This is a genomic window from Streptomyces sp. NBC_00554 (assembly GCF_041431135.1).
Classification (GTDB): Bacteria; Actinomycetota; Actinomycetes; order Streptomycetales; family Streptomycetaceae; genus Streptomyces.
Genome location: NZ_CP107799.1, coordinates 9,126,150 through 9,149,761, shown reverse-complemented (window position 1 = coordinate 9,149,761; position 23,612 = coordinate 9,126,150). Strand labels below are relative to the sequence as shown.

The following is a 23,612-nucleotide window of genomic DNA, read 5'->3' as shown; positions in this document are numbered from 1 at the left end:
GTCACTTCTCGATGCAGAACTCGCCCACAGGCCAGCCGACATGACGCTTGTCGGTGGCGATGTAGCCGAGCAGCTTGTCGCCGGGCTTGAGCTCGGTGCAGTTCAGTACGGCGGCGCCGGGACCGAGCACCCGCACGTGCCAGTCGTCCTGCAGCGTCAGGCTGACCTCGACGCCCTCCTCGGACTTGGCCCTGACGGTCAGCAGCGGGCGGGATTCGAGCTTGACCCGGCCGACCACGATCCGCCGGGTGCGGCCGTCCGCCGTCACACCGAGGACGGTGCTGCCGGCCTTGAGCTCACTGAGGTAGTTGGTGCGGTTGTCGGCGCCCATGACGTACGAGTGCAGCGCACCGGCGTTCACCCGGAAGGGCCGCGTGGGCATGTAGGGCAGCGGGTGGGTCTCGCTGACGCACAGCACGAAGCCGTGGGCGTACGAGCCGACCAGGATGCCCTCGTCCTTCTCGAAGTGGGTGCAGGTGTCGACGCACACCCGGTCGCCGAGACCGTTGTGCTCGATCGACTCCACTGTCAGCGTGGACAGTTCGAGGTCCTGGGTCGAGGACTGGAGCAGGGCGTTCAGACCGAAGATGTCGTTGGCGTCCTTGGGCGCGAGCAGCAGCCCGTCCGAGCCCTTCTCCAGTACGTCCACGATGATGCCGGCCTCTTCCAGGTCACCGGCCTCGCAGATGAGCCGGCCGGGGCTCTTGTCGGCGGCGGCGATCACGATCTCCAGCGGGATCTTGGTGGGGTCGCGGAACTTCACCACCGTGTGCTCCAGCTCCTGTGCGGCCGCGCAGGCGAGCCGGAGCGACGGGTCGTCGACGACGTCGACGAACGCGCCGTGCCGCGCCGGGGCCTCGGCAGCCACCAGCTTCAGCTTGTCCAGCTCGGCGGTCGTGCGGACCGCGGTGAGGACGACGTCGGCGACATCGGCCGCCTCCGAGGGCAGTGTCGCGTCCGGAGCGGCGAGCAGTACCTTCTGCACGGTCGGCGGCAGAGTGGCCAGCAGCTCCAGGCGGTCGTCGACGAACCCGGCGAGACCGGCGTGGATCGCCGCGTCCACCACCGCCTCCCGCTGGTTCTTCTCGACGGAACGGATGTCGATCCAGGCGAACTTCACGTTGACCATCCCTACGCTGAGTGGCTGTTTCCGGCGTACCGCTGCCGGAGGCGTACCGGGCCGGCGGCGTACCCCGGCCGGACTTCCCGATCAGCACGATGTCAGCGCGGACCCACGGCCCAACAGCCGCGAAAGGGCTGCTCGATGGGCGGTCGGACGGAGGGCGGGGGCTGGCCGGTCGGGTACCTCGATCGGCGCCGCCGCGCGCACTCGCAGAGGCACTCCGTTCGAGGGGTAGCGGCGGCCGCGCGCGGGGTGAGACTCGGTCACCGAATCAGACTTCCAGGTGACGAGGGGTGGATCATGACAGCAAGGTCCGGTGGTATGGCGCTGCGCCTGTCACGGCTGTCCCGGCACAGCGACGGGCGTTATCTGTTCGTGCCGATGGACCATTCGGTGGGAGACGGTCCCATCGTCGCCGCCAGAGACTTCAACGGGCTGGTCCGCACGGCGGTGGCGGGCGGCGCGGACGCCATCGTGGTGCACAAGGGGCGCGCGGCAACCGTCGATCCGGGGCTGCTCCGCGACTGCGCACTGATCGTGCATCTGAGCGCGAGCACGTCCCACGCCACCGACGTCGACGCCAAGGTTCTGGTCGGCGACGTCGAAGAGGCGATCCAGCTCGGCGCGGACGCGGTGAGCGTGCACGTCAACATCGGCTCCGACACCGAGAGCCGGCAGCTGACGGATCTCAGCTCGGTGGCCGACGCCTGCCGGCGGTGGGGAATGCCGCTGCTGGCCATGGTGTACCCGAGGGGGCCGCGGATCACCGACCCGCACGACCCCCGGCTGCTCTCGCACGTCGTCAACGTGGCGGCGGACCTTGGCGCTTCCATGGTGAAGACCACCTGGTCGGCGCCGCTGGAGCGGATGTCGGAGGTCGTCGAGAGCTGCCCGATCCCGGTACTGGTCGCCGGCGGCCCGAGCAGGAGCGACGCCGACCTGGCCAACTACGCCGCCGGTGTGATCGCGGCGGGCTGCAGCGGGCTCGCGGTCGGACGCAGCTTCTTCGAGAGCAGTACGCCCGCAAGCGTGATCCGCACCCTGTCGGCCGCGGTGCACGAGACCCCGCGGCTCACCGAGCGGCTCGGCGCGGTCCAGCGGGTCCCGGTCCGCTGAGCGGCCCCGCGGGCCTGCCGTCAGGCGGACCGCGGTGAGCAGGATCAACAGCCATGCCCGGCCCATCGGGCCGGACAACCACGTACGGAGACGCCATGCATGAAGAGACCCGAGAGTTCATCCTGACGGTGATCAGGGACGTCATCAATCTCCCGCTGCCCGCGCAGGTCGAGGACGGCCTCCCCCTCGGCGAGGAAGGGCTGGGGCTCGAGTCGCTCGCCATGATCGAGCTGGTGCTGCAGCTCGAGGGTGAGTACGGCATCGACCTGCCCGAGGAGGATCTCGAACCGCAACTGGTCCCGAACCTCGGCCGGTTCGTGGACGCGGTCGTCGACCGGCGGTCGGCCCTTGCGGCGGGCAGCGCGGCCCAGTGATCACCGAAACCGATGTGGCACAGCTGCTGCGCGACAGCGGTCAGCTGCTCGAGGACTGGGACACCGGGACCGAACTCGCCCTCGATTCCCTGACCTTCGTCTGGCTGGTCCACCTGCTCGACGAACGCCACGGCATCGTCGTCGGTCCCGAGGACGAGGACGAGCTGGCCGCCAGCGACACGATCGGCTCGCTGCACCGCAACCTTGTCCGGCTGCTGCCGGACGGGGCCGGCGGGGCGAGCGCGGCCAGTGGGACGGAGGCCCGGCATGCGTCCTGAGGTGGCGATCACCGGATACGGAGTACTCACCGCCTTCGGCTTCGGCGCCGAGGCACTGCGCGAGGGCGTCTTCGCGGGCCGGCCGGGGTTCGTCCCGGTCACGCGCTTCGACACCGCCCCCTTCCACGCGAAGCAAGCCGCCACCTACGAAGGCCACGGGCCCGAGATCCCCGGGGTACCGGTCAAGCCCGGCTACACCCCCACGCAGGCCGAAGTGCTGCACGCGTGCACCGCGGAGGCGCTGCGGATGGCGGGCACCGAGGCGACGGGTGCGCCGGTGCTCCTCGGCACCAACGGCGATCACTCCGCGAGCCGCTCCTTCTGGACGGACATGGCGGCGGGCCGGGACCCCGGGGACCGGCGGACGCTGGACAGCATGCCTGCCCGGCTGCCGCACGGCATCGGCGAGGCCTTCGGCCTGGACGGTCCGCGGCTCGCCTTCGTCAACGCCTGCGTCGCCTCGACCAACGCGATCGCGCACGGCGCCGCGCTGATCAGGCGTGGGGCGGCCGACACGGTGGTCTGCGGCGGCGCGTACCTGGTCACCGAGGACGTGTTCGCGAAGTTCGACTCCGGCAAGGCGCTGAGCCGGAAGGGTGTCGTCCGGCCGTTCGCGGCGGGCCGGGCGGGTCTTCTCCAGGGCGACGGCGCGGCCGTGCTGGTCCTGGAGTCGGCCGAGCGCGCACGGGCACGCGGTGCCGAGGTGCTCGCCGAGGTGGCGGGCTGGGGCATGGCCGCCGACGCGTACCACGTCATCAAGCCGCACCCGCGGGGTGAGGGGCTGGCCCGGGCCGCCCGCGCCGCGCTGCGCAGCGCGGGGCTGGCGCCCGAGCGGATCGGGTACGTCAACGCGCACGGCACCGGCACCCCGCTGAACGATGTCGCGGAAACGGCGGCGCTGCACGGGATCTTCGGCGCGCACGCGCCGGCCGTCCCGGTGAGCTCGACGAAGGGCAGCACCGGACACATGCTCGAGGCCACCGGGGCCGTGGAGGCGGTGATCACGCTACTCGCGCTCCGCGACGGCATCCTGCCGCCCACGGTCGGCTACCAGGAGCCGGACCCCGGCTGCGACCTGGACTACGTGCCGGGCGAGGCCCGTCAGGCCGCCGTCACTCACGCGCTCTCCCTCAACGCCGCGTTCGGCGGGGTGAACGCGGCACTTGTCCTGAAGCGGGCGTGAGCGGCGTCTCCACGTCACCGCCGTGTTCCCCGTCCGCACCCTGAAAGGAATCGCATGACCACGCTGCTCGCCCAGCCGCGCTCGATCGTGGCGGCGGCCTGCCGGGCCCCCTGGGGGGAGGCCGCCGCCGGCCTGCCCGGCGCCACGCCCGCCGAACTGCCCAATGTTCCGGGCTTTGTGCTGTCGCGGTTCAGCCCGCTGGTCGCCGAGGTCGCCAGCGCCTGTCTCGGCGATCCGGGGACCGAGCGCGATCTGACCGCGGGCCGCGCCGGACGGACCGCCATCGTGCTGGCCACCACCTACGGCGACACCACCACGTCCGACGTCGCGACCCAGCGGCTGGTCGCGGGCCAGGTGCACAGCCCGCTGCTGTTCTTCCAGTCGGTGACCACGTCGATCCTCGGCCATCTGACCAAGCGGTACGGCATCACCGGCCCCATCAGCTGTATCTCGGCGGGCACGGACCCGGCCGCCGAGGCGCTGCAGCTGGCGGACCTCCTGCTGGACGAGGAGGAGGTGGAGCAGGTGCTGGTGATCGGCGTCGAGACCGCGGCCAATGAGCGCGTCGACTGGGTGCGCGAACGCGTGGGCTCGGCACGGCTGTTCGGGCCGCTGCCGCAGGGCGACGCCGCCGTGGCGCTGCTGCTGCGCCGCGGGAGCGCGGACGGTTCGCCGGGGTTGCCCGCCGCGGAGCCGACCGTGCCGCAGTGGCCCGCGTACGGCTGGCTGGCCCCGCTGGTCGAGCTCTGCACCGCCTTCGACCTGTCATCGAGTACGTCAACGACCTTGTGAGGAGCCTCAATTGGACCGGATGGGCTTCGGCGCCTTCCTTTCACCCCTTCACCCGCTGGGCGAGGACCCGGCCCTGTCACTGTGGCGGGACCTCGAGTTGGCCGAGTGGCTCGACCAGCTCGGTTTCGACGAACTCTGGGTCGGCGAGCACCACTCGGCCGGCTGGGGAACCGTCAGCTCGCCCGAGTTGTTCATCGCCACCGCGGCCGAGCGCACCCGGCACATCAGGCTCGGCACCGGGGTGGTCAGCCTGCCGTACCACCACCCGTTCATGGTCGCCTCGCGGGCCGTACAGCTGGACCAGCTGACCCGGGGGCGGTTCACCCTCGGCGTCGGAGCCGGCTCCATCCCCTCGGACATGCACTTCCTCGGCATCGACCCGGCCGACACCCGTCGGCGCACGGCGGAGTCGCTGGAGGTGATCCTTCAGCTGCTGGACGGCGAGAAGCCGGTCACCGCCCGCACCGACTGGTTCGAACTCCGCGACGCACGGCTCCAGTTGCGTCCTTACGCGAAGACCGGGCTGCCGCTGGCGGTGTCCAGTGCCACCTCCCCGTTCGGTATGCGCCTTGCGGGCCAGCACGGGATCAGCCCGATCTCCTTCGGTATCCCGCCCCGCCCTGGCAGCCAGATCGGCGACCTCGTCGGCCAGTGGCAGCACGCGGAGGAGGCGGCGGCCGAGCACGGCCGCACGATCGACCGGGCCGACTGGCGGGTGACGCTGGCCGTGCATGTGTCGGAGAGCCGTTCCCAGGCGCTTGACGAGATCGTCGACGGCTGGATGCGCTACCGCAACGAGTACTGGGCCCTGGTCGGCGCACCGCCGGTGCACTCCCGCGCGGAGGCCCGCAAGGCGCTGGAGGAGGCGATCGACCGGCGCAGCGCGATCATCGGCTCGGTCGACGAGTGCGTCCAGGCCGTCCGGGACATCCAGGAGGCCACCGGTGGCTTCGGCCGGCTCCTTGTCACCGTCATGGACTGGGCACAGCGGGAGCAGATGAAGCGGAGCTTCGAGCTGCTCGCCCGCTTCGTGGCTCCCCATTTCAACGGCGCGCTCCGCGGCGTCACCGACTCCTACGAGTGGACTGGCGAGCAGGCCCGGGCGTTCTTCGCCAGGCAGGGCGCGGGCCAGTAGCACGGCCCCGACAAGACTGATCCGCCGCCAGGAGAGGCCTCCTGACGGCGGATCAGTTGTTTGCGGTCACGGGGCCGGGGTCAGTGCCCCATGCCGAGGCCTCCGTCGACGGGGATGACGGCGCCGGTCACATAGGACGCCCCGGGCGAGGCGAGCCAGACCACCGCGGACGCGATCTCAGCGGGGTCGGCGATCCGGCCCAGCGGTACGTCCCCGATCATCTGTGCCCGCCGTGCCTCGGGCAGCTTCGCGGTCATGTCGGTCTCCACCAGACCCGGCGCGACCACGTTGACGGTGATGCCCCGCGAGCCGAGCTCGCGCGCCAGCGACCGGGCAAGGCCGACCAGCCCGGCCTTGCTCGCCGCGTAGTTGGCCTGCCCCTCGGAACCGCGCAGTCCCGCGACCGAGGAGATGAAGACGACCCGCCCCTGCCGCTTGCGCAGCATGGCCGCTGCCGCCTTCCGGCTGGTCCTGAACGCACCGCCCAGGTTGGTGTCGAGCACCCGCAGGAACTGCGGGTCGGTCATCCGCAGCATCAGCCGGTCGTCGGTGATCCCGGCGTTCGACACCAGCACGTCGACCGGCCCCTGTACGGCCTCCACCTCACCGAACGCCCGCGCCACCTGGTCCGGATCGGTGACGTCGCACTCCACTCCCAGCAGCCCTTCGGGCGCACCGGAGCCGCGGTGGGTGACAGCCACCGCGTCCCCCTGCGCCTGGAACGCCCGGGCGACGGCCAGGCCGATGCCCCGGTTTCCGCCGGTGACCAGCACCGAACGTGCCATGAAACACACCTCACTTGTGGGTCCGGCCGATCGGCCGGGCATCAGTCGTCGGTCGGTCGTGTAGGTATCCGCCGGCCGGGCATCGGAACGCTTTCGGTTCAGCCCGGCAGCCGGGTGTACGCCCCGCGGTGGAACACCAGCGGGGGCCGTACCGGGTCCGCCACCCTCATCCCCCGCACGAGGCCCAGGTAGAGCACATGGTCCCCGCCCGGGTACCGGTACTCGGTGGTGCACTCCAGGGACACCAGAGCGTCGGGCACCACCAGGTGGCCGCTGCGCCCGGCGACGGAGCCGAGCAGTTCCTGCGCGACCAGGCCGCTCGGCCGGTCACGTGCGGCGAACCGCTGCGAGAGCTCCGTCTGGTCCTGGGCAAGGACGTTCACCGCGAAGCCCCCGGCGCTGTCGATGGCGGCGACCAGCCGGCCGGCGGCGTTGACACTCACCAGGACGAGGGTCGGTTCCAGCGAGATCGAGGTGACCGAGCTGGCGGTCATCGCCTCCGTACCGGGTCCCTGGCCGACGGTGATGACGGCGATGCCCGTCGGGAAGAGGCCCATGGCCCCCCGGAACGCCTCCGCGTTCGGGCTGTCCCAGACCGTGACACCGTCCGCTCCAACTACGTCCGTAGACATTGGTCCACGCCTCCTTCAGCGCTTGTGCACCAGGCAGGTCAGGCGTGCCGTGCAGGTGGGCCGCCCCTTCTCGTCGGTGATCTCGATCTGGTAGGTGGCCACCCGGCTGCCGAGATGCAGGGGTGTGCAGACCCCGGTGACCAGACCCGAGCGCACCGACTTGTGGTGGGTGCAGGACAGTTCGAGCCCTGCCACGGCGCCCCGCGGCGCCACCCAGAGGCCGGCCGCAACCGAACCCAGCGTCTCCGCCAGTACCGCGTTCGCTCCTCCGTGCAGCCACCCGAAGGGCTGCATGTTGCCCCGTACGGGCATGGTCGCGACCACCCGCTCGGGTTCGATGGAGATGACCTCGATGCCCATCCGCGTGGCCAGTTGCTCGTCGACCAGCGACGGTGGCGCGGACAGCATGTTGCGAACGGGCACGTCCGCTGCCGAGCCGGGCTCGTCGGCCGTCAGACGCTTGCTCTCCATGTGTCCCTCTCCTGTGGTGGTCGGCACCGGGTCTCAGCGGTGCTGACCACCACGATCTCGGCAGCCGGACGACAGGCCAAGGCCCCTTCCAGGTAGCCGTTTTCCGCCCGATCGGCGCGTGCGGGGCTGACCGTTCGGCCAGGGTGAGCCGACTTGTGGAGTGCCGGAAAAGCAGGAATCCCACCTCTGGCCCAGAGGTGGGATCCCTGTCTGCTTCTGATCTGCGTCTGACGGTGCTGCCCGCGATCCGCTTCTGACGGTGCTACCCGGCGGTCTTGCCGCCGCCCAGGTGCAGCCCCTGCCAGGCGTGCGCCGCGGCTTCCTCGGCGGGCAGCCAGTCGGGCCTGAGCAGCCAGCAGGTGACCAGGCCGATGAACGCCCCGGCGGAGCAGTGCGCCCGCAGTTCGACACCTGCCTCGTCGGCGCGTCCGGCTCCGGCCTCCACCAGCTGGAGAGCGACCTGCTCGGCGACCAGTTGGCGCAGCCGGTTGACGAAGCGGGGCGAGCCGCAGGGCCCGAGCATCCGCCGGTAGAGCGTGGCCTCGGTCTCGACGTGCCGGAACATGTCGAGGAAACCCTGCGGCATCTCGGCCGGCAGTACGACGAGGGGGCAGCGGGCCGCCAGGCCGATCAGGCCCGCCAGCTCGTCCTCCATCGCGTCGAGCATCAACTCGTCCAGGTCCTGGTAGTGCTGATAGACCGTGGCGCGGTTGACCGTCGCCCGTTCGGCGACGTTGGCGATGGTGATGCTGTGCAGTTCCCGCTCGGCGGCGAGCTCCAACGCTGCGGCCCGCAACAGCGCGCGGGTCCGCAGGACCCTGGGGTCGGTGCGCCTCGCCACAATCTCTGCGGTCGATTCGGACATCTGCACAGCCTACACCGCTTAGGCAACAGATGTTGCGGAGTCGACCCCTCGGCCCGCGTCCCGGCTCGGGCCCGCCAACAGGCCGTCCTCGATGGCCCGGACCACGGCGAGCGTGCGGTTGGGGCAGTTCAGCTTGGCCAGCACATTGCCCACCAGTCGCTTCACCCCGTGCTCCGAGATCTGCAGCCGCCTGGCCGCCTGCTTGTTGCTCAGCCCCTCGGCCACCAGGTGCAGCACCTGGAGTTCGCGGGGGGTGAGCATCGTGCCGGGTGGCCCCCAGGGGCGTGACTCGGCCGGCAGGGGCCCGGCCTGCCGCAGCACCCGCCGGGCGAGAGTGGCCGACACATAGAACTTGCCCGCCATGATGTCGGAGACGGCGTCGCCGAAGACCCTCGGAGTCAGCCCTGACCAGTCGACCAGCGCATGGACACAGGAGTGGGTGCTCTGCGGTACCTCGACGCCGTCGGCCCCGTCGACGAGCAGCAGCAGCCGTACGTCGTGCGCGCTCAGCTGCTCCGCGACGGCAGGGTCCTCCGTCGCCGCGAGTTCGGCGGCGGAGATCACGACCAGGTCGAACGCGGCGGCTCCGCCCGCCCGTAGGGCCTCGTCGCCACTGCCGAAGCAGGTGACGCCGCTGATGCCCCCGAGACAGCGGAGCATCCCCTCGACCCCGTACCGGCGGACTTCGTTCTCCAGAATCAGCGCGATCTTCAGGTCGCTCTCATCCAATCGGGTGGACACTTGATTTCTCCCCCAAAAAGAAAGTAAATTCTTCGAAAGCCGGAACGGCGAGGGCCGAGAAGTAATCGGACCCGGTCGGCAGGTCCGTCACCAGCCAGGTGTCGACCTCGCATCCGGCGGCACTGTGCGAGACCACTGCGGCTCGGCGGCCCGGCCCCACGTCGATATTTCCGAGAGTGGCCTCGACTCCGATTCCACTCGCCTTGACAACTGCTTCTTTCCTGGTCCAGCAACGGATGAACTCCGCGTCGCGGCGCCCCGCGGGGACACCCTGGAAGTACGTCCGTTCACTTTCACTCAGCACGACGGATGCGAGCGAGCCGAAGTCCGTCCGGCGCACGCATTCGAGATCGACGCCCACCCGCATCCCGGCGGCGGCCGCGCAGAGCCAGTAGGGACCGGACCGTGAGAGGCTGAACTCCCAGTTGGTATGCGGGTGTTGGATGTAGGGGCGTCCGTGCACGGACCGGCCGCAGCCGGCGCACGGGTGCCGGCCGAACCGGATCGCGCCCGGGTCGAGGTCCAGCACCTGAGCGAGGCAGCGCCGCACTTCGGCGTGCGCGGTGGCAAAGTTCGCGGCACGCACCGGATCACGGAAGGCAGAGAATCTCTGCCTTTCTTCCGGCGAAAGGATATCGATGTCATCTGGGACAAGGTGTCCAGTGGCCCGCCCGGACCACACTGCCACCTTTTCGGCTATGGACAGCCGCATGTGAGCAGTGGGCAATTCATCGGTGCGGGTCTTGCGGACGTCAAATTCAAGATCACTTACCTCCCCGTTCGGGCCGCGGGTCCATCGGAAGCCCCTCCGCGCTGAAGGGATTCCGATCCACTGCGGCTCCTGCTCCATGCAACACGGCGTCGCTGTACTTTCTCTGTAGCCGACATCCGCGTCGATCGACGTCGGTAAAGCGGAACCTCGTCGAAAGCCCTTTCCCGCTGCCGTACCCGAACGGGCAGCCCGAACGGTTCCGCGCGCCGACTCCGAACGGACGGGCCGGGCGGACACCCGGCAGGTGATCGGGCGGCGTGAGGATGCTGCTGACTCTGTTGAAGCAAGCAGGAGGAGCAGCAGTGACTACAGACGGTCGGCCCAAGCCTGACATCGAGGCGGACGTGTGCGTGGTCGGCAGCGGCGCCACGGCACTCTTCGCGGCGCTGCTGTGCGCACGCTCCGGCCAGTCGGTCGTACTGGTCTCGCCCCAGGCGGAGTTCGAGCCGGCGGGGGCGGGAATCTCTCCCCTGCTGGCGCCTCCGACGCTCGGTCTGCTCGCCGACGAGGGCCTCGAGGACGCGCTCGTCCAGGACGGCCAGCCGGTCCTTGGCGTCGACGACCACGGGAGCGCCGGCCTGCTGTCCAGCTGGCGCTACGCCGACCATCCGGGCATCGCCCGTACGCACGGCCTGACCGTCCCGACCGGCACGCTCGTGCAGGCGGCTCTCGCCGGGCTGCGGGGTGAACCGCGCGCGACCGTACGGACCGGCGAGGGTGTGGTCGCCGTCGAGCAGGACGACTCCGGAGTGCTGCTCACCGTCGCCCGCACGGACGGCTCCGACGCGGCCACGCCCGTCCGTGTCCGGGCCGCATACGCCGTCGCCGCCGACGGACGGAATTCCGCGCTGCGCGATCTCGTCGGAATCCCCCTCGACGTCTCGGCCTTCGACCGGCCCGCGTGGCTCGTCGTCACACCCGCCGTACCCGGCCGCGAACCCGTGCTGCTGGTACGGCACAAGGCGCCCAGCGCGCTCTTCACCATTCCCATCCCGACCCGGTCGCTCGCCGTGGTCTGGTCGCCCGACCGGGACCAGGAGGAGGCACTGGACCAGGGCGGGCCCGCCGCGCTGGCCGAACAGCTGCGGCAGATCGACCCGGAACTGTCCGGCTGGCTGGACGAGGCCGAGGACCGTGTCTCCCCGCTGATCAGGCTCAACTTCTCCCTCTGGCGGGCCGCCTCGTGGCGGGCGGGCAGGGTCCTGCTGCTCGGGGAGACCGCGCACGGCCTGCACACGCTCGGCGGGCAGGGGCTCAACCAGTCCCTGCAGAGCGGTGCCTCGCTCGCCCGGGCCGTCCACGACTCGCTCAGGTCCGGCGACCCGAGCCGGATCGACGACTACGAGCGGATCCGCCGCCCCCATGTGGAACAGCTCCAGGACTTCCAGTGGAACCTCCAGGCGCTCCGCTCCTACAGCGCCACCCCGCCCGAGCGTGGCGCGCACGAGGACTTCATCGACGTGATGACCGCCCTGCAGCCCGAACTCGCCGCCCAGCTCGCGCTCGCCAACTCCCGTTGAGACAAAGCGACTCCTGGTGGTACGGATGGCCCGAGCGGCGATCCGTACCACCAGGAGTTTCGCGTGCGGTCAGCGCCCGGCGGACGCTGCGGACGCTGCGGACGCTGCGGAGAAGAGTGTCACCAGCTCCCGCTTGAGGACCTTTCCGCTGGGGCCGAGCGGGAACGCGTCGACGAACTCCACCCGCCGCGGGTACTTGTACGCGGCGAGCCGCTCCCTGCTCCAGGCGGTGATCTCGGCACCGAGCGCCGGACCGGGTGCGAGACCCGGCCTGGTGAGCACCACGGCGCAGACCTCCTCGCCGTGCAGGGCGTGCGGGACACCGATGACGGCGACCTGGGCGATCGCCGGGTGGTGCACCAGTACGTCCTCGACCTCCCGCGGGTAGACGTTGTAGCCGCCGCGCAGCACGAGGTCCTTCTTCCGGTCGACGATGGACAGATACCCCTCACCGTCCTTCACCCCGAGATCGCCCGAGCGGAACCAGCCGTCGACCATCACCTCGGCGGTCGCCTCGGGCCGGTTGAGATAGCCGGCCATCACGTTGTGCCCCCGGATGACGATCTCCCCCACCTCACCGGTGGGCAGCAGCTCGATCCGGCCCTCCAGATCGGCTCTGGCGATCTCCACGTCGACACCCCAGACCGGCCGTCCCACGGTGCCCGGCCGGCAGGGCCACGCCCGCTGGTTGTAGGCGACCACGGGCGAGGTCTCCGTCAGCCCGTACCCCTCGTAGATCTGGCAGCCGAACGTCTCCTGGAACTCCTCGAGGACCGTGACCGGCAGCGCCGATCCTCCGGAGAAGGCGCGGTCGAGGGGTGGCCGTCGCGCGTCGGCGGCGGCCGCGTCCAGGAGGGCGAGATACATCGTCGGTACGCCCATGAGCACGGTGCACCCATGGGTCACCATGAGGTCGAGTGCCCGCGCGGCGTCGAACCTCTCCATCAGGACCATGGTGGCGCCGGCCCGGAAGCAGGTCCCCATCCCGCAGATCTGGCCGAAGGTGTGGAACAGCGGGAGACAGCCGAGCAGCACGTCATCGGGCCGGAAGTCGAACGGGGAGTCCATCCCGACCTGGATGTTCATCGTGATGTTGAGCTGGGTGAGCATCGCGCCCTTGGGCCGGCCCGTGGTGCCGGAGGTGTAGAGGATCACCGCGATGTCACCGGGCTCGCTCGGCGCGCAGCCGCTGACCGGTTCGGCCCGGGCGGCGAGCGCATCGACCCCGTCCGCGCCCGTGGTGAGTACCGGAACCCCAGTGGCCTCGGCTGCCTTGCCTCCCTCGCCGATCAACGGAGCGGCGCAGACCAGCAGTTGGGCGCCGGAGTCGCTCAGGACGTGCTCGATCTCCGCCGCCCGGAGCAGCGCGTTCACGGGCACCACGACCGCGCCGAGGGCCAGCACCCCGAAATAGGCGGCCGGGAACTCGAGCCCGTTGGGCAGCAGCAGCGCGACCCGGTCACCGGGGCTGATCCCCTGCTCGCGGAACACGGTCGCGTACTGCCGTGCCCGGAACCAGAGTTCGCTGTACGTCACCCGTTCCGTGCCGAAGACGATCGCCGGGTGGTCCGGGCGCCGTGCCGCGGATTCGGCGAGTACCGCCGCTACCGAGAGAGTCATCAGATCTCCACCTCCGCTGGGAACGGCCGACGGCGGCCGGACGCCAGAGCGCGTCCGACCGCCGACGACTCCGTGTCAGTTGCCGCGCGTGTGCTCGGTGCGGGGGATGTCGAGCTCCTGCCAGATGCCGTCGAGCGCCTCGGCGAACTTCTCGACGTCGCTGGACGTGTGCGTGGCGGAGGGTGCGACCCGCAGGATCTCTTCGCCGGCCTTGACGCTGGGGGCGTTGATGGCCTGCACGTAGATGCCGTGCCGCTGCAGGAGGAACTCGGAGGCCTTCCGGCAGAGGCTGTCGTCGCCGACGAAGACGGAGACGATGTGGGACATGGGCGAGACGAAGGGGATGTTCCGCTCGTCGAGAAGCCGGTGGAGCAGCTGCGCGTTGTCCCGGAGCCGGTCGCGCTCCTCGTCGGAGGACCTCAGGTGCCTGACCCCGGCGAGCGCGCCGGCGGCGATGGCCGGCGGCAGGGAGGTGGTGAAGATGAACGAGCGGGAGAAGCTGCGTACCGCGTCGACCAGGGCGGCGGGCCCGGCGATGTAGCCGCCCGCGGTGCCGAATCCCTTGGCGAGGGTGCCCATGATGACGGTGAAGTCGTCGGCGATGCCCTCCCGGGCGGCGATGCCCGCTCCTTCGGGACCGTACATGCCGACCGCGTGCACCTCGTCGAGGAAGGTGCTGGCGCCGTACCGCTTGGCTATGTCGGCGATCTCGGCGAGCGGTGCGATGTCGCCGGACATGGAGTACACCGACTCGAGCACGATCAGCTTGGGCCGGTCGGCGGGGTCGGCGGCGATCAGTTCCTCGAGGTGCGCGACGTCGTTGTGCCGGAAGATGCGCTTCTGGGCGCCGCTGTGGCGCAGGCCGTCGATGATCGACGCGTGATTCAGCGCGTCCGAGTAGACGATGGTGCCGGGCATCCGGCCGGCCAGGACGGACAGTGCGCCGTCGTTGGCGGTGTATCCGGAGCTGAAGAGCAGCGCGGCTTCCTTGCCGTGGAACGCCGCGAGTTCCTTCTCGAGGAGTACGTGGTAGTGGTTGGTCCCGCCGATGTTGCGGGAGCCGCCGGAGCCCGCTCCGAACGCGTCGATGGCTTCCTTCATGGCCTCTATCACGGAGGGGTTCTGTCCCATGCCGAGGTAGTCGTTGCTGCACCAGACGCTGATCTCCACGTCGGTACCGTCGTGCCCTTGTCGTGCGACGGCGCTGGGAAACCGTCCGGCGTTCCGTCCGATCTCCAGAAACTGCCGCTTGTGGTGGGCGAATTCCTTCATCTCTTGCGAGAAGAGGTCCACGTGAAGAGTCATTGCGTCAACTCGCTCTCTGGTGACTGTCGTTCGGGTTTGCCAGGTATTCGGCGGACCGGGGCCGGGCTCGTGGGTCCCGTCACGCTGCGGCGGAGCCGAGGGAACGCAGCCGGCGCTTGTCCGGCTTGCCGGAGTCGTTGAGCGGAAGCTCGTCGAGCAGCAGGATCACTTCGGGCGCGTGCTGGGCGGAGAGCGCGGCGGCGATCCTCGACCGGATGTCGTCGGGGCTGATCCGCGCTCCTGGCCGTGCGACGATCGCGGCGTTCAGGCGTTCGATGTTGTCGGCGTCGCGGACGCCGTAGACAGCGGCCTGTCCGACACCGGGCAGCGCGAGGATCTCCCGCTCCACCACCGCCGGATAGACCTTGACGCCCTGGGTCTTGACCACATCGGCGATGCGGTCGAGGAGACGCAGATACCCCTTCTCGTCGAGGCAGCCGATGTCGCCCGTGCGGTACCACCCGTCGCGCAGCACCTGCGCCGTCAGCTCGGGGTCCGCCCAGTACCCGTCCATCACATGCGGCGAGCGGAGCCACACCTCGCCGGTCCCGCCGACCGCCAGCTCCTGGCCGGAGTCGGGGTCACACACCTTGAGTTCGACTTCGGGAAACGGTCGCCCCACCGTGGACAGCAGCCGCGCGTCCTGATGGTCCCCGGGATCGAGAAGGGTGACGCGGCCGCCTTCGGTGGTCCCGTAGCCCTGCACCAGCGCGAACCCGAAGACGCTCACCGCCTCCGCGATTCTGGCGGGCGCGGCGGCGCAGCCGGTGTAGATCAGCTGCCGCAGGGAGGACAGTCGGGTCGTCGCGATGCTGTCGTGGTCGAGGAGCTGGTACAGGTGCGGAGTCGCCACGAGCGTCCGGGTGATCCGGTGTTCCTCGATGGCTCTCAGTGTCTCGGAGGGGTCGAACTCCTCGTGCAGGAAGACGGTTCCGCCGGAGGCGAGGACCGCGTCCGCCATCGGTCCGACCGTGTGGCTGAGGGGGGTGGTGACGAGCATCCGTGCGTGGTCCGGCTCGGTGATCGCGGTCATCGTGGTCCGTACGATGCTGTCCCAGATCCGTCCTGACTGACGAATCCCTTTGGGCCTCCCGGTGCTGCCGCTCGTGAACGCGATCACGGCGAGGGCCTGCGGATCCCAGACCCCGAACTCTTCGGCCCCCTCGACCTCCTCGGAGCCGCGGTCGTGGAAGCCGGCGAGCTCGAAGCCGCCCGGCGCGAGACCGGCCAACTCCTTTGCGCGTACGGCGTTTTCGTCGTCGGCATAGAGAACATCGGCCGACGTGTCGAGCAGGATCGTCAACTGGGCTTCCAGGGGCAGCACTTCCGCCGAGGATCCCGGGTTCGTGGACCGGAGATAGCAGACGGCCGCGCCGAGCTCGTGGGCCGCGTAGCGCACATAGAACATCTCGGGACTGTTGGGCGCCACCAGAATGCCGACCACGCTGCCGGCCCCGACCCCGAGACCACGCAGCTTGCGGGCCACGCCGTTCACCGAGTCGGTGAACTCTCCCGCCGTCACCTCCCGACCCCGCCAGTGCAGCACGGCCCGTTCCAGGCCGGTTGCCAGCACCGACATCACCTGGGCGACGTAGCCGCCCTCTTCCGCCTGCCGGTCGTCCGGATCCGCCATGCTCACCTCGATTCAGTGCGCGACGCTCCCGAACAGGGGCCGCTGTCCTCCACCGACGCACGCCAGCTTCCCCATGGCTGAAGAGACCAACAACCTGCGAACGGCGTGCCTGAAGGGCCGACTGACTCAGGCACCGATCAGGAGTGACCGATCAAGCACGCCGGGGACACCCCTGACCGGCCACCCCGAATGGAGCGCGGCAAGGCTTCCTCTGAACGGAGGGTCTGTTCGCACCGAGGTTCTGACGATGCATCAGGACCGCGACACCATCCCGCGAGAGGTCAGCTCGGGCGGCGCAGCCCGGCCACGGTGACCGCGACGAGCCGCCGGACCGCGGCCTCGGAGGGCAGACCGCCCGCCGCCGCAAGGGCGTGCAGGCAGTAGGTGGCCAGCTCGTCCGGCGCGACGTCGTCCCGGACCTCCCCCGCCGCCGCGGCTTCGGCGAGCAGATCCCGTACGAAGCCGTGGAGATGCCGCTCGGCGTGCAGGACGTGCTCACCGCGGTGCAGCAGGGCCGAGAGCTCCGCGCCGTGGCCGTGCCGCCGGTGCTGGATGAACGCGTACGTGTCCAATACCGCCGCCAGCCGTTCGCCCGCACCCCCGGGGCCGTCCTGGAGTTCGGCAAGCTGATGCAGGTGCCCGGTGATCTGCCGCTCGTGCCAGGCCAGCAGGATCGACTCGACGTCCGGGAAGTACTTGTACAGCGTGGCCCGGCCGATCCCGGTCTCCTCGGCGATCCGCGACATCGTCACGCCGCGCAACCCCTGCTCGGCCACCAGCGCCACCGTGGCTTCCAGCACCGCGTCGCGCACCGAGCGCCGGTGCTCCTCGATGGTCTCGTTCCACAGCTTCGGCACCGTCCAAGCATACAACGTGCCGATGACGATACAGAGTGGATTGACAGAGACACTGTGTATCGATAAAGCTGATTCCGTCATGAGGAGCCGGACAGCCACACGCGACGGGAAGCCCTCTCGTGAACGACCGGCCCTCTCCGACTCCCGAACCGGGGAACCCCATGCCGATCACCGAAGCCCAAGTCGAGACCGACCGTCCCGGCCGCTACCTCGTCCAGCTCTGCCGCCATTTCAGCAACAAGGGCCGCCACTTGGGCCACCGTCCACGCACCCGCCACGGCGGCGACGGATCCGCCGGAACCGACCCGAGCCCGGGGTTCCGCCCGGACGAGATCACCGTCGAGTGGTCGGAGACGCACGGCGTGCTGGACCTCCCCTGGGGGCGGTGCGCCATGCAGGCCGGCCCGGGCGTGCTGACGCTGCGCATCGACGCCGCGGACGAGGAGAACCTGCGGCGATTCCAAGACCTCCTCACAGCGCACCTCGACAGGTTCAGCAGGCGCGCCCCCTTGACCGTGGAGTGGCAGCGGCCGGAGGAGCCCGACGGTCAGCTCGAGACCGCTCGCCCAGTTCCTGGGACAGCCGTGGCGCGTCGTCGATGGCACCGTGGCTGGACTGGCTTCGGAGCTGCCTGCGCGGTGATCGTCGCCGTGGCCGTGCACTTGGGGCTCGGCGGAGCCGTTCTGGCTGACGCACGGTGGACCGGTTGGGCCATCGGCTTCATCGTGACGGCCGTCGTCGTGAAGGTCGCCGTCCTGGGCGTCTTCGCCGTACGTCACGGTCCGCGGCGCACGGACTAGGAGGTCGAGCCCTGCGACGGCGGGCTCACGCCGGGCGGGCGCGGTCCCTCTACTGGCCCGACCCGTCCGGGCGGTCCAGGAGGAAGACCGTCACCCAGTCGGCGTCCGCCGCGTGATAGCCCAGGCCGACCAGGGCATCGGCCGCGGCGCGCATGTGCTCGGCGCCGTAGACGACACCGATGGTGAAGGAACCGGGCCTGTCCGCGGAGGCGCGGTGGTAGTCCGTCAGCGCCCGCACGAGCAGCCGGTCGCGGCGCCGCATGACCAGATCGTCCAGGCCCGGCCAGAAGTCCGCCGCCGCCTCCTCGGCATCGCTCAGCAGGTCCTCGGTCGCCAGGTGCCGGGCGAGGTAGCGGCGGGTGCCGAACAGCCGCATGCCCGCTGTGACGGCGGGCACCACCGTGGCCAGCACCGCCCGTTCCCTCAGCGGCAGCCGGCGGAAGCCCTTCTCGAACTCCTCCCCGCCCATGTCGGGGCACACCACCTGCACTCCGAGCGTGTCGAAGTCGATGTCCTGCACGACGAGCCCCAGTTGCTCGTGCCCGTCCAGCCGCGCGTAGGACGCCACGAGCGCGTCGGCACCGGCCGATCCCTCGCCGACCCCCTCCGCGATCACCAGGCCGCAGCGGCGCCGCAGTTGGGCCGCCACCTCCTGGTAGAAGCCCGCCTCGCCCAGGTGGATCATCGGGAAGAGCAGGAACTCGAGCCCCGTCCCCGGCTTGCGAAACCGTATGACCGCCGAGCGCACCCCCGCCAGCTCGGTCACCTCGATGAACTGCATGCGACCCCCGTCGCCGCCCGGCCGAGGAATCGGCCCGAGACGGCATGTCGACCGTACCCGCAGCCCCACGCCCAATACCCCGTTACGGCAATCAGCTCGGTCCTGTGGTGGTCACTGCGGCGCGTACGCCGACGTAAAGGGACTACATCCGACCGACTCGGTGTCAAGCCTGAATTCAGCCCCGGCGCGGGCCAGTTGACCCGATCGCCGTCACAGCAGCTCCACAGCTCCATACGAACGCAAACTTTGCATTTGACGAACATCCCCTTCACAGAACCTCCCCCCGTGCTGTCCAGAACAGGCCTTGCCTTGTCAACTATGCGCACTCCAGAGTGTGTTGAGCACACACGCATCAGGAGTCACAAGCACTTTGCTTGACCCGGGTGGCCAACCGCCCGGGGACTGACGGGGGAAAACTGATGAAGCGTGGGCGATCGGCGTGCCCCTTGGACCTAGGGGCCCACACCACGGTCGCGCACGCCGTTTCGGGGCGGCCTGGCGACAGGACGACCCGCTGACGAGCCGCCTTCCTCTGCTGTCTCTTGGTGCCTTCAACTGGTGCCTGAGAAGGGATAGGAGGGGGAATGCCGACGAATGCAGTGAGCGCTGCCAAGCCGACGTATCCCGGCGTCTACGTCGAAGAGCTTCCCAGCAGTGTCCGCACGATCTCGACCGTGACCACCTCGGTGACCGCCTTCGTGGGTCACACTCGACGCGGCCCGCTCAACGAGCCGGTGCGCGTCACGAGCTTCACCGAGTTCGAGCGCCGCTTCGGGGGCCTCAGCGCGCAGAGCGCCGTCGGCTACGCGGTGCACCAGTTCTTCGGCAACGGCGGCACCGTCGCCGTGATCGTCCGGGTCGCGAAAGCGAACACCGGCAAGGCCGCCTGCGTGACACTGGAGTCCACCGAGGGCCACAGCGAGAGCGCGGTCCTCGAAGTACACGCCAAGGAGCCCGGCGTGTGGGGCAACGGCCTGCGCGTCGCCGTCGACTACGACACCCCGCATCCGGACGACACGTTCAACCTGCGGGTGTACGACGCCAGGGGCCAGGCCCGCGAGTCCTTCACCGGCCTCTCCCTGGACCCGGCCAGCGGCCGTTACGCCCCGACCCTGGTCAACACCGGCTCACGGCTGATCCGCGTGGACGTCGTCGGCGAGGGCCGCCCCGACCCGTCGGGTACCGTCTCCAAGCCGTTCGGGCATGAACTGCCGGACCTCGCGGTCGACTTGACCGTGAAGATCGGCGAGGTCGAGCGCGAGTTCACGCTGTACGACCCCGAGTGCGACGGCGAGGCTCCGCGCACCGTCACCGAGCTGGCGCTGCTCCTCGAGCGCAAGCTGCGCGCACTGCCCGACGCGCCCGGCAAGCATGCCTTCGCCGGCGCTGAGGTGACCGCGTTCGGCCGGCGGCTCCAGGTCGTCGCCGGGTCCACCGACCCCGAGGACGTCGTCCGCTTCGTCGGCGAGTGCGCCAACGACCTGGGCCTGGAGGCCTCGGTCAACCCGCCGGTGTTCCCGCTGGACGGCGGCCAGGACGGCGAGGCACCGGGCCCGCGCGACCTGATCGGCAGCGAGACGGACAAGACCGGCATCCAGTCACTGCGCGACGTCGCCGACGTCAACCTGCTCGCCCTGCCGGAACTCGCGGCGTACGAGTCGACCGACGACATGGTGACGGTCGTCTCGGCGGCGCAACGCCTGTGCGAGCAGCAGCGGATCTTCCTCCTGGTCGACGCCCCGGGCTCCTGGGGCAGTGTCGACGCGGCACGGGCAGGTCTGTCCGCGTTCGACGCGGTGCGCGGCAATCACGCGGGGCTGTACTTCCCGCATCTGCAGCTCACGGATCCGCTCACCGGGCGGCTCCGTTCCTTCCCGCCGTCGGGTGCGGTGGCGGGTGTGTTCGCCCGCACGGACTCCGAGCGCGGCGTGTGGAAGGCACCGGCCGGGACCGAGGCGCGCCTCGCGGGCGTGCACTCGCTGACGGTCCAGCTGACCGACCGCGAGAACGGGCTGCTCAACCCGCTGGGCGTGAACTGCCTGCGCACCTTCCCGATGGTGGGCCCGCTGGTCTGGGGAGCGCGCACCCTTGAGGGTTCCGACGCCCTCGACGGCGACTGGAAGTACGTGCCGGTGCGGCGGCTCGCCCTGCATGTGGAGGAGAGCCTGCAACGCGGCCTGCAGTGGGTGGTGTTCGAGCCGAACGACGAGAACCTGTGGCAGCAGATCCGCCTCAGCGCCTCCTCGTACCTCCACACGCTGTTCCGTCAGGGCGCCTTCAAGGGCAGCACGCCGCGCGAGGCGTACTTCGTCAAGTGCGACAAGGACACCACGACGGACGAGGACATCGCGAACGGCGTCGTGAACGTGCTGGTCGGCATCGCGCCGGTCAGGCCCGCCGAGTTCGTGATCGTCAAGATCCAGCAGACGTCCGGGCAGTTCGAGCTCCAGTGAAGCCGCGGCTGAGGAATCTGCAAGGAATCCACGGAATACCGAGGAAGTAATTCGATGGCTGAGTTCACGGTCAACGCCCATCGTTTCGATCCGTACAAGAACTTCAAGTTCCTGGTCCTGTGGGACGGTCGTACGGTCGCGGGCATCAGCAAGGTCAGTCCGCTCAAGCGGACCACCGAAGTCGTCAAGCACCGGCACGGAGGCGATCCGAGCTCCCCGCGCAAGTCGCCGGGACGCTCCGAGTTCGAGGGCATCACGCTGGAGCGCGGTGTGACGCACGACCCCGAGTTCGACCGCTGGGCCAACAAGGTCTGGCAGGTCGGCGCGGGGCTCGGCTCCGAGGTGTCGCTCGCCGACTTCCGCAAGGACATCGTCATCCAGGTCCTCAACGAGGCCGGCCAGGTGGCCGTCTCGCACAAGCTCTACCGGACCTGGCCGAGCGAGTACCAGGTCCTCGGCGAGCTGGACGCGAACGCCAACGCGGTGGCGATCCAGAGCCTGAAGCTCGAGTGCGAGGGCTGGGAGCGGGACTACGAGATTCCGGAGCCGGAGGAGCCGTCGTTCCTCAACCCGTCCTGAACACCGACGAGTTGAGCCGCGCGCACGTCGCATCACACGCAAGTTGAACCATCGGCCCGCACGGGAGCGGGTCGCGAACGGACAGGGGCGGGGGTACACATGGCGATCACTCAGGCCACTGAGCTGCTGGCCACCTGGGAGGCCGGGCTCGACCGGACCTTCGACGGGCGTGCCCTGCTGCTCCATCACGCGGCGCGCCCGGACACCGGTGGCGACAGCGAAGCACTGCTGTCGCTGCCGGTGGGCGCACGCGAGGCCGATCTGTTCGCGCTGCGCAGGTCCCTGTTCGGCGAGCGGATGCAGGTGCGCCTGCAGTGCGAGTCGTGCGGTGCGGACATGGAATTCGACCTGGACGCCGGGGAGTTCGCCCGGTCGCTGCGCGTGCCCGACGCGGCTCCGGTGCGGATCGCCGAGGACGGCTGGGTGGTCGAGTTCCGGGTGCCGAACGTCGCCGACCTCACCGCGGCGGCCCGGCACGCCGATGCCCGCCGGGCGCTGCTCGCGCGGTGTGTCGTGTCGGTGGTCCGTGACGGGGAGGTCGCGCCCGGCGGTGTTTCCAACGGCGTGGTCGATGGTGTGCCCCACGGTGTGGCCGATGGCGTGCCCACTGGCGTACCTGGTGGGGGCGCCCTCGTCGACGTACTGCCGCCGTCCGTCCAGCGGCGGATCGCCGAGGCCGCTGAGGCGGCCGATCCGGCCGCCGACGTGACGCTCAACATCAACTGTCCCGAGTGCGGCACGGCGACCCGAGCCGAACTGGACATCGCCTCCTACCTCTGGACCGAACTGGACGCATGGGCAAGGGACTTGCTGCTCGACGTCCATCTGCTCGCCACCGCGTACGGGTGGAGCGAGCCCGAGATCCTGGCGCTCAGCCCGCTGCGGCGCCGCTACTACCTGGAGCTGTGTGCGGATGTCTGACTCCTCCGGGCGCACGCCCGAGGGCCTCGGGGCCCCGGACTTCCTCGACCGGCTGATCGCCCGTCATGCCCTGGGCGCTGCACCGCGTCCAGGGGTGGTGCGGGTACGGCCGCGCCTCGCGGGCCCCTTCGAGCGCGTCGAGGCGGTACGGACCGGGGTTTCGGACGCGGAGGAGCCCGTATGGCCGACCGCGCCCCAAGTCCCGTCGGACAACGACGGGTTGGCGGTTCGGCCCACCTCCCGTGAGGTCCACTTCCGCACGGAGAGGGAGCAGACCGTCGTACGGACCGAGCGTGCGCCCGGGCCCACGCCGTCCACCTCTCGCCAGGCGGAGCGGGAAGCCCCTGTGGTGCCGCTGTTGCGGCCCGCCGCCACGGTGACGCCCGGGCTGAGGCCCGCCCCCGAGGCGGGACGCCGTTCGGCGCGTACCCGAGCGGGCGTTCCCGCCGCCCAGAGCGCGGCGTCCGTACCCACCCCCCCGGGTACGGACGTCGCTTCCACCGCCGTGTCCTCTCCGCTGCGGCCCAGCGCCGCCGACACGGCTGCAGCGCGGGATGCCGTGCGGCAGGTGGCGGGCAGGCGGGCGGGGCGGGGCGCTGAGCAGGTGGTGCAGGTGCAGATCGGACGGCTCGAGGTGACGGCGGCGCCGTCACCTTCTGCGGGCGGCCGGACGCAGTCGCCCGCGGTACGGCGGCCGGGGGCGGCCGTGAGCCTGGAGGAGTACCTGGCTCGGGGGCGCGAGTGAACGACGTGAGGGATGCGAGGGCGGCTGAGCGGTTCGCAAGGGGACCGGGGCCGTGGGATCGACCAGGGACTACGGGATCAGGGATATGGGGTCGATCGGGGATTACGGCATCTGGGATATGGGATCGACCG

Annotated in this window: 24 protein-coding genes; 12 read left to right on the top strand and 12 right to left on the bottom strand. The window is 70.3% G+C overall.

Features of this window, described 5'->3' with window-relative positions:
- Position 1: 1 nt before the first annotated feature.
- Positions 2 to 1,120 carry a 3-dehydroquinate synthase II family protein gene (locus tag OG266_RS40600; protein ID WP_371551932.1) on the bottom strand — a complete coding sequence of 373 codons (1,119 nt, stop codon included), beginning with the start codon at positions 1,118 to 1,120 and terminating at the stop codon, positions 2 to 4.
- A 303-nt stretch (positions 1,121 to 1,423) separates the two neighbouring features.
- Between OG266_RS40600 and OG266_RS40595 the strand changes: the two genes are divergently transcribed.
- The 6 genes from OG266_RS40595 (at position 1,424) to OG266_RS40570 (ending at position 6,001) form a co-directional block, all read left to right on the top strand.
- Positions 1,424 to 2,239: a 2-amino-3,7-dideoxy-D-threo-hept-6-ulosonate synthase gene (locus OG266_RS40595; protein WP_266469278.1), complete on the top strand. Its 816-nt coding sequence runs from the start codon at positions 1,424 to 1,426 to the stop codon at positions 2,237 to 2,239.
- A 95-nt stretch (positions 2,240 to 2,334) separates the two neighbouring features.
- Positions 2,335 to 2,613, top strand: coding sequence for an acyl carrier protein (locus OG266_RS40590; protein WP_266469270.1), 279 nt, complete (start codon positions 2,335 to 2,337; stop codon positions 2,611 to 2,613).
- Complete coding sequence (locus OG266_RS40585) at positions 2,610 to 2,891, top strand: hypothetical protein (RefSeq protein WP_266469267.1); 282 nt, start codon at positions 2,610 to 2,612, stop codon at positions 2,889 to 2,891. Before OG266_RS40590 ends, OG266_RS40585 begins: the two co-directional genes overlap by 4 nt.
- Positions 2,881 to 4,074 (top strand): beta-ketoacyl synthase, encoded by a 1,194-nt coding sequence (locus OG266_RS40580; protein ID WP_371551931.1) that lies wholly within the window; start codon positions 2,881 to 2,883, stop codon positions 4,072 to 4,074. Before OG266_RS40585 ends, OG266_RS40580 begins: the two co-directional genes overlap by 11 nt.
- 54 nt (positions 4,075 to 4,128) lie before the next feature.
- Positions 4,129 to 4,866: a beta-ketoacyl synthase chain length factor gene (locus tag OG266_RS40575; RefSeq protein ID WP_371551930.1), complete on the top strand. Its 738-nt coding sequence runs from the start codon at positions 4,129 to 4,131 to the stop codon at positions 4,864 to 4,866.
- Between the two features lie 19 nt (positions 4,867 to 4,885).
- Complete coding sequence (locus OG266_RS40570; RefSeq protein WP_266470952.1) at positions 4,886 to 6,001, top strand: LLM class flavin-dependent oxidoreductase; 1,116 nt, start codon at positions 4,886 to 4,888, stop codon at positions 5,999 to 6,001.
- An 80-nt stretch (positions 6,002 to 6,081) separates the two neighbouring features.
- Here the strand turns inward: OG266_RS40570 and fabG are convergent, their stop codons facing one another.
- From fabG to OG266_RS40540, 6 genes are all read right to left on the bottom strand, one after another.
- On the bottom strand, positions 6,082 to 6,786 hold the full coding sequence (gene fabG, locus OG266_RS40565; protein WP_266469258.1) for a 3-oxoacyl-ACP reductase FabG: 705 nt from the start codon (positions 6,784 to 6,786) through the stop codon (positions 6,082 to 6,084).
- A gap of 98 nt (positions 6,787 to 6,884) precedes the next feature.
- Positions 6,885 to 7,418 carry a flavin reductase family protein gene (locus tag OG266_RS40560; RefSeq protein ID WP_266469255.1) on the bottom strand — a complete coding sequence of 178 codons (534 nt, stop codon included), beginning with the start codon at positions 7,416 to 7,418 and terminating at the stop codon, positions 6,885 to 6,887.
- A gap of 15 nt (positions 7,419 to 7,433) precedes the next feature.
- Positions 7,434 to 7,826 (bottom strand): PaaI family thioesterase, encoded by a 393-nt coding sequence (locus tag OG266_RS40555; protein WP_266470948.1) that lies wholly within the window; start codon positions 7,824 to 7,826, stop codon positions 7,434 to 7,436.
- Positions 7,827 to 8,151: 325 nt separating this feature from the next.
- Complete coding sequence (locus OG266_RS40550) at positions 8,152 to 8,754, bottom strand: TetR-like C-terminal domain-containing protein (RefSeq protein WP_266469252.1); 603 nt, start codon at positions 8,752 to 8,754, stop codon at positions 8,152 to 8,154.
- An 18-nt stretch (positions 8,755 to 8,772) separates the two neighbouring features.
- Entirely contained in the window at positions 8,773 to 9,495 is a 723-nt protein-coding gene (locus OG266_RS40545; RefSeq protein WP_371551929.1) for a response regulator transcription factor, read from the bottom strand.
- Positions 9,476 to 10,345: a 4'-phosphopantetheinyl transferase superfamily protein gene (locus tag OG266_RS40540; protein ID WP_371551928.1), complete on the bottom strand. Its 870-nt coding sequence runs from the start codon at positions 10,343 to 10,345 to the stop codon at positions 9,476 to 9,478. The genes OG266_RS40545 and OG266_RS40540 overlap by 20 nt, the downstream gene beginning before the upstream one ends.
- Positions 10,346 to 10,569: 224 nt before the next feature.
- On the opposite strand from OG266_RS40540, the gene OG266_RS40535 reads away from it, so the two are divergent.
- Positions 10,570 to 11,787: an FAD-dependent oxidoreductase gene (locus tag OG266_RS40535; RefSeq protein WP_371551927.1), complete on the top strand. Its 1,218-nt coding sequence runs from the start codon at positions 10,570 to 10,572 to the stop codon at positions 11,785 to 11,787.
- A 69-nt stretch (positions 11,788 to 11,856) separates the two neighbouring features.
- Here OG266_RS40535 and OG266_RS40530 read toward each other — a convergent pair whose 3' ends face one another.
- The 4 genes from OG266_RS40530 to OG266_RS40515 form a co-directional block, all read right to left on the bottom strand.
- Complete coding sequence (locus OG266_RS40530) at positions 11,857 to 13,407, bottom strand: long-chain fatty acid--CoA ligase (RefSeq protein ID WP_371551926.1); 1,551 nt, start codon at positions 13,405 to 13,407, stop codon at positions 11,857 to 11,859.
- A 75-nt stretch (positions 13,408 to 13,482) separates the two neighbouring features.
- A complete protein-coding gene (gene hemA, locus OG266_RS40525; protein ID WP_266469240.1) occupies positions 13,483 to 14,712 on the bottom strand; it encodes a 5-aminolevulinate synthase in 1,230 nt (409 codons plus the stop codon).
- Positions 14,713 to 14,791: 79 nt separating this feature from the next.
- Positions 14,792 to 16,345, bottom strand: coding sequence for a class I adenylate-forming enzyme family protein (locus OG266_RS40520; RefSeq protein ID WP_371551925.1), 1,554 nt, complete (start codon positions 16,343 to 16,345; stop codon positions 14,792 to 14,794).
- Positions 16,346 to 16,626: 281 nt separating this feature from the next.
- On the bottom strand, positions 16,627 to 17,202 hold the full coding sequence (locus tag OG266_RS40515; RefSeq protein WP_371551924.1) for a TetR/AcrR family transcriptional regulator: 576 nt from the start codon (positions 17,200 to 17,202) through the stop codon (positions 16,627 to 16,629).
- A gap of 161 nt (positions 17,203 to 17,363) precedes the next feature.
- Here OG266_RS40515 and OG266_RS40510 point away from each other — a divergent pair, with 161 nt between their 5' ends.
- On the top strand, positions 17,364 to 18,002 hold the full coding sequence (locus OG266_RS40510) for a DUF2218 domain-containing protein (protein WP_371551923.1): 639 nt from the start codon (positions 17,364 to 17,366) through the stop codon (positions 18,000 to 18,002).
- 49 nt (positions 18,003 to 18,051) lie between these two features.
- Here OG266_RS40510 and OG266_RS40505 read toward each other — a convergent pair whose 3' ends face one another.
- Positions 18,052 to 18,783, bottom strand: a complete 732-nt coding sequence (locus OG266_RS40505; protein WP_371551922.1) for a hypothetical protein — start codon at positions 18,781 to 18,783, stop codon at positions 18,052 to 18,054.
- A gap of 584 nt (positions 18,784 to 19,367) precedes the next feature.
- On the opposite strand from OG266_RS40505, the gene OG266_RS40500 reads away from it, so the two are divergent.
- The 4 genes from OG266_RS40500 (at position 19,368) to OG266_RS40485 (ending at position 23,481) form a co-directional block, all read left to right on the top strand.
- Positions 19,368 to 21,236, top strand: coding sequence for a phage tail sheath family protein (locus OG266_RS40500; RefSeq protein WP_371551921.1), 1,869 nt, complete (start codon positions 19,368 to 19,370; stop codon positions 21,234 to 21,236).
- A gap of 54 nt (positions 21,237 to 21,290) precedes the next feature.
- On the top strand, positions 21,291 to 21,815 hold the full coding sequence (locus tag OG266_RS40495) for a phage tail protein (protein WP_266469221.1): 525 nt from the start codon (positions 21,291 to 21,293) through the stop codon (positions 21,813 to 21,815).
- Positions 21,816 to 21,914: 99 nt separating this feature from the next.
- A complete protein-coding gene (locus tag OG266_RS40490) occupies positions 21,915 to 22,736 on the top strand; it encodes a hypothetical protein (RefSeq protein WP_371551920.1) in 822 nt (273 codons plus the stop codon).
- Positions 22,729 to 23,481 carry a hypothetical protein gene (locus OG266_RS40485; protein WP_371551919.1) on the top strand — a complete coding sequence of 251 codons (753 nt, stop codon included), beginning with the start codon at positions 22,729 to 22,731 and terminating at the stop codon, positions 23,479 to 23,481. Before OG266_RS40490 ends, OG266_RS40485 begins: the two co-directional genes overlap by 8 nt.
- Positions 23,482 to 23,612 lie beyond the last annotated feature (131 nt).

What these genes read in the sequence shown, in the direction of transcription:
- OG266_RS40595 (WP_266469278.1), top strand. Translation starts at nt 1,424, where the DNA reads ATGACAGCAAGGTCCGGTGGTATGGCGCTGCGCCTGTCACGGCTGTCC.
- OG266_RS40590 (WP_266469270.1), top strand. Translation starts at nt 2,335, where the DNA reads ATGCATGAAGAGACCCGAGAGTTCATCCTGACGGTGATCAGGGACGTC.
- OG266_RS40580 (WP_371551931.1), top strand. Translation starts at nt 2,881, where the DNA reads ATGCGTCCTGAGGTGGCGATCACCGGATACGGAGTACTCACCGCCTTC.
- OG266_RS40575 (WP_371551930.1), top strand. Translation starts at nt 4,129, where the DNA reads ATGACCACGCTGCTCGCCCAGCCGCGCTCGATCGTGGCGGCGGCCTGC.
- OG266_RS40570 (WP_266470952.1), top strand. Translation starts at nt 4,886, where the DNA reads ATGGGCTTCGGCGCCTTCCTTTCACCCCTTCACCCGCTGGGCGAGGAC.
- fabG (WP_266469258.1), bottom strand. Translation starts at nt 6,786, where the DNA reads ATGGCACGTTCGGTGCTGGTCACCGGCGGAAACCGGGGCATCGGCCTG.
- OG266_RS40560 (WP_266469255.1), bottom strand. Translation starts at nt 7,418, where the DNA reads ATGTCTACGGACGTAGTTGGAGCGGACGGTGTCACGGTCTGGGACAGC.
- OG266_RS40555 (WP_266470948.1), bottom strand. Translation starts at nt 7,826, where the DNA reads ATGCTGTCCGCGCCACCGTCGCTGGTCGACGAGCAACTGGCCACGCGG.
- OG266_RS40550 (WP_266469252.1), bottom strand. Translation starts at nt 8,754, where the DNA reads ATGTCCGAATCGACCGCAGAGATTGTGGCGAGGCGCACCGACCCCAGG.
- OG266_RS40540 (WP_371551928.1), bottom strand. Translation starts at nt 10,345, where the DNA reads ATGGAGCAGGAGCCGCAGTGGATCGGAATCCCTTCAGCGCGGAGGGGC.
- OG266_RS40530 (WP_371551926.1), bottom strand. Translation starts at nt 13,407, where the DNA reads ATGACTCTCTCGGTAGCGGCGGTACTCGCCGAATCCGCGGCACGGCGC.
- hemA (WP_266469240.1), bottom strand. Translation starts at nt 14,712, where the DNA reads ATGACTCTTCACGTGGACCTCTTCTCGCAAGAGATGAAGGAATTCGCC.
- OG266_RS40520 (WP_371551925.1), bottom strand. Translation starts at nt 16,345, where the DNA reads ATGGCGGATCCGGACGACCGGCAGGCGGAAGAGGGCGGCTACGTCGCC.
- OG266_RS40510 (WP_371551923.1), top strand. Translation starts at nt 17,364, where the DNA reads ATGCCGATCACCGAAGCCCAAGTCGAGACCGACCGTCCCGGCCGCTAC.
- OG266_RS40505 (WP_371551922.1), bottom strand. Translation starts at nt 18,783, where the DNA reads ATGCAGTTCATCGAGGTGACCGAGCTGGCGGGGGTGCGCTCGGCGGTC.
- OG266_RS40500 (WP_371551921.1), top strand. Translation starts at nt 19,368, where the DNA reads ATGCCGACGAATGCAGTGAGCGCTGCCAAGCCGACGTATCCCGGCGTC.
- OG266_RS40495 (WP_266469221.1), top strand. Translation starts at nt 21,291, where the DNA reads ATGGCTGAGTTCACGGTCAACGCCCATCGTTTCGATCCGTACAAGAAC.
- OG266_RS40490 (WP_371551920.1), top strand. Translation starts at nt 21,915, where the DNA reads ATGGCGATCACTCAGGCCACTGAGCTGCTGGCCACCTGGGAGGCCGGG.
- OG266_RS40485 (WP_371551919.1), top strand. Translation starts at nt 22,729, where the DNA reads ATGTCTGACTCCTCCGGGCGCACGCCCGAGGGCCTCGGGGCCCCGGAC.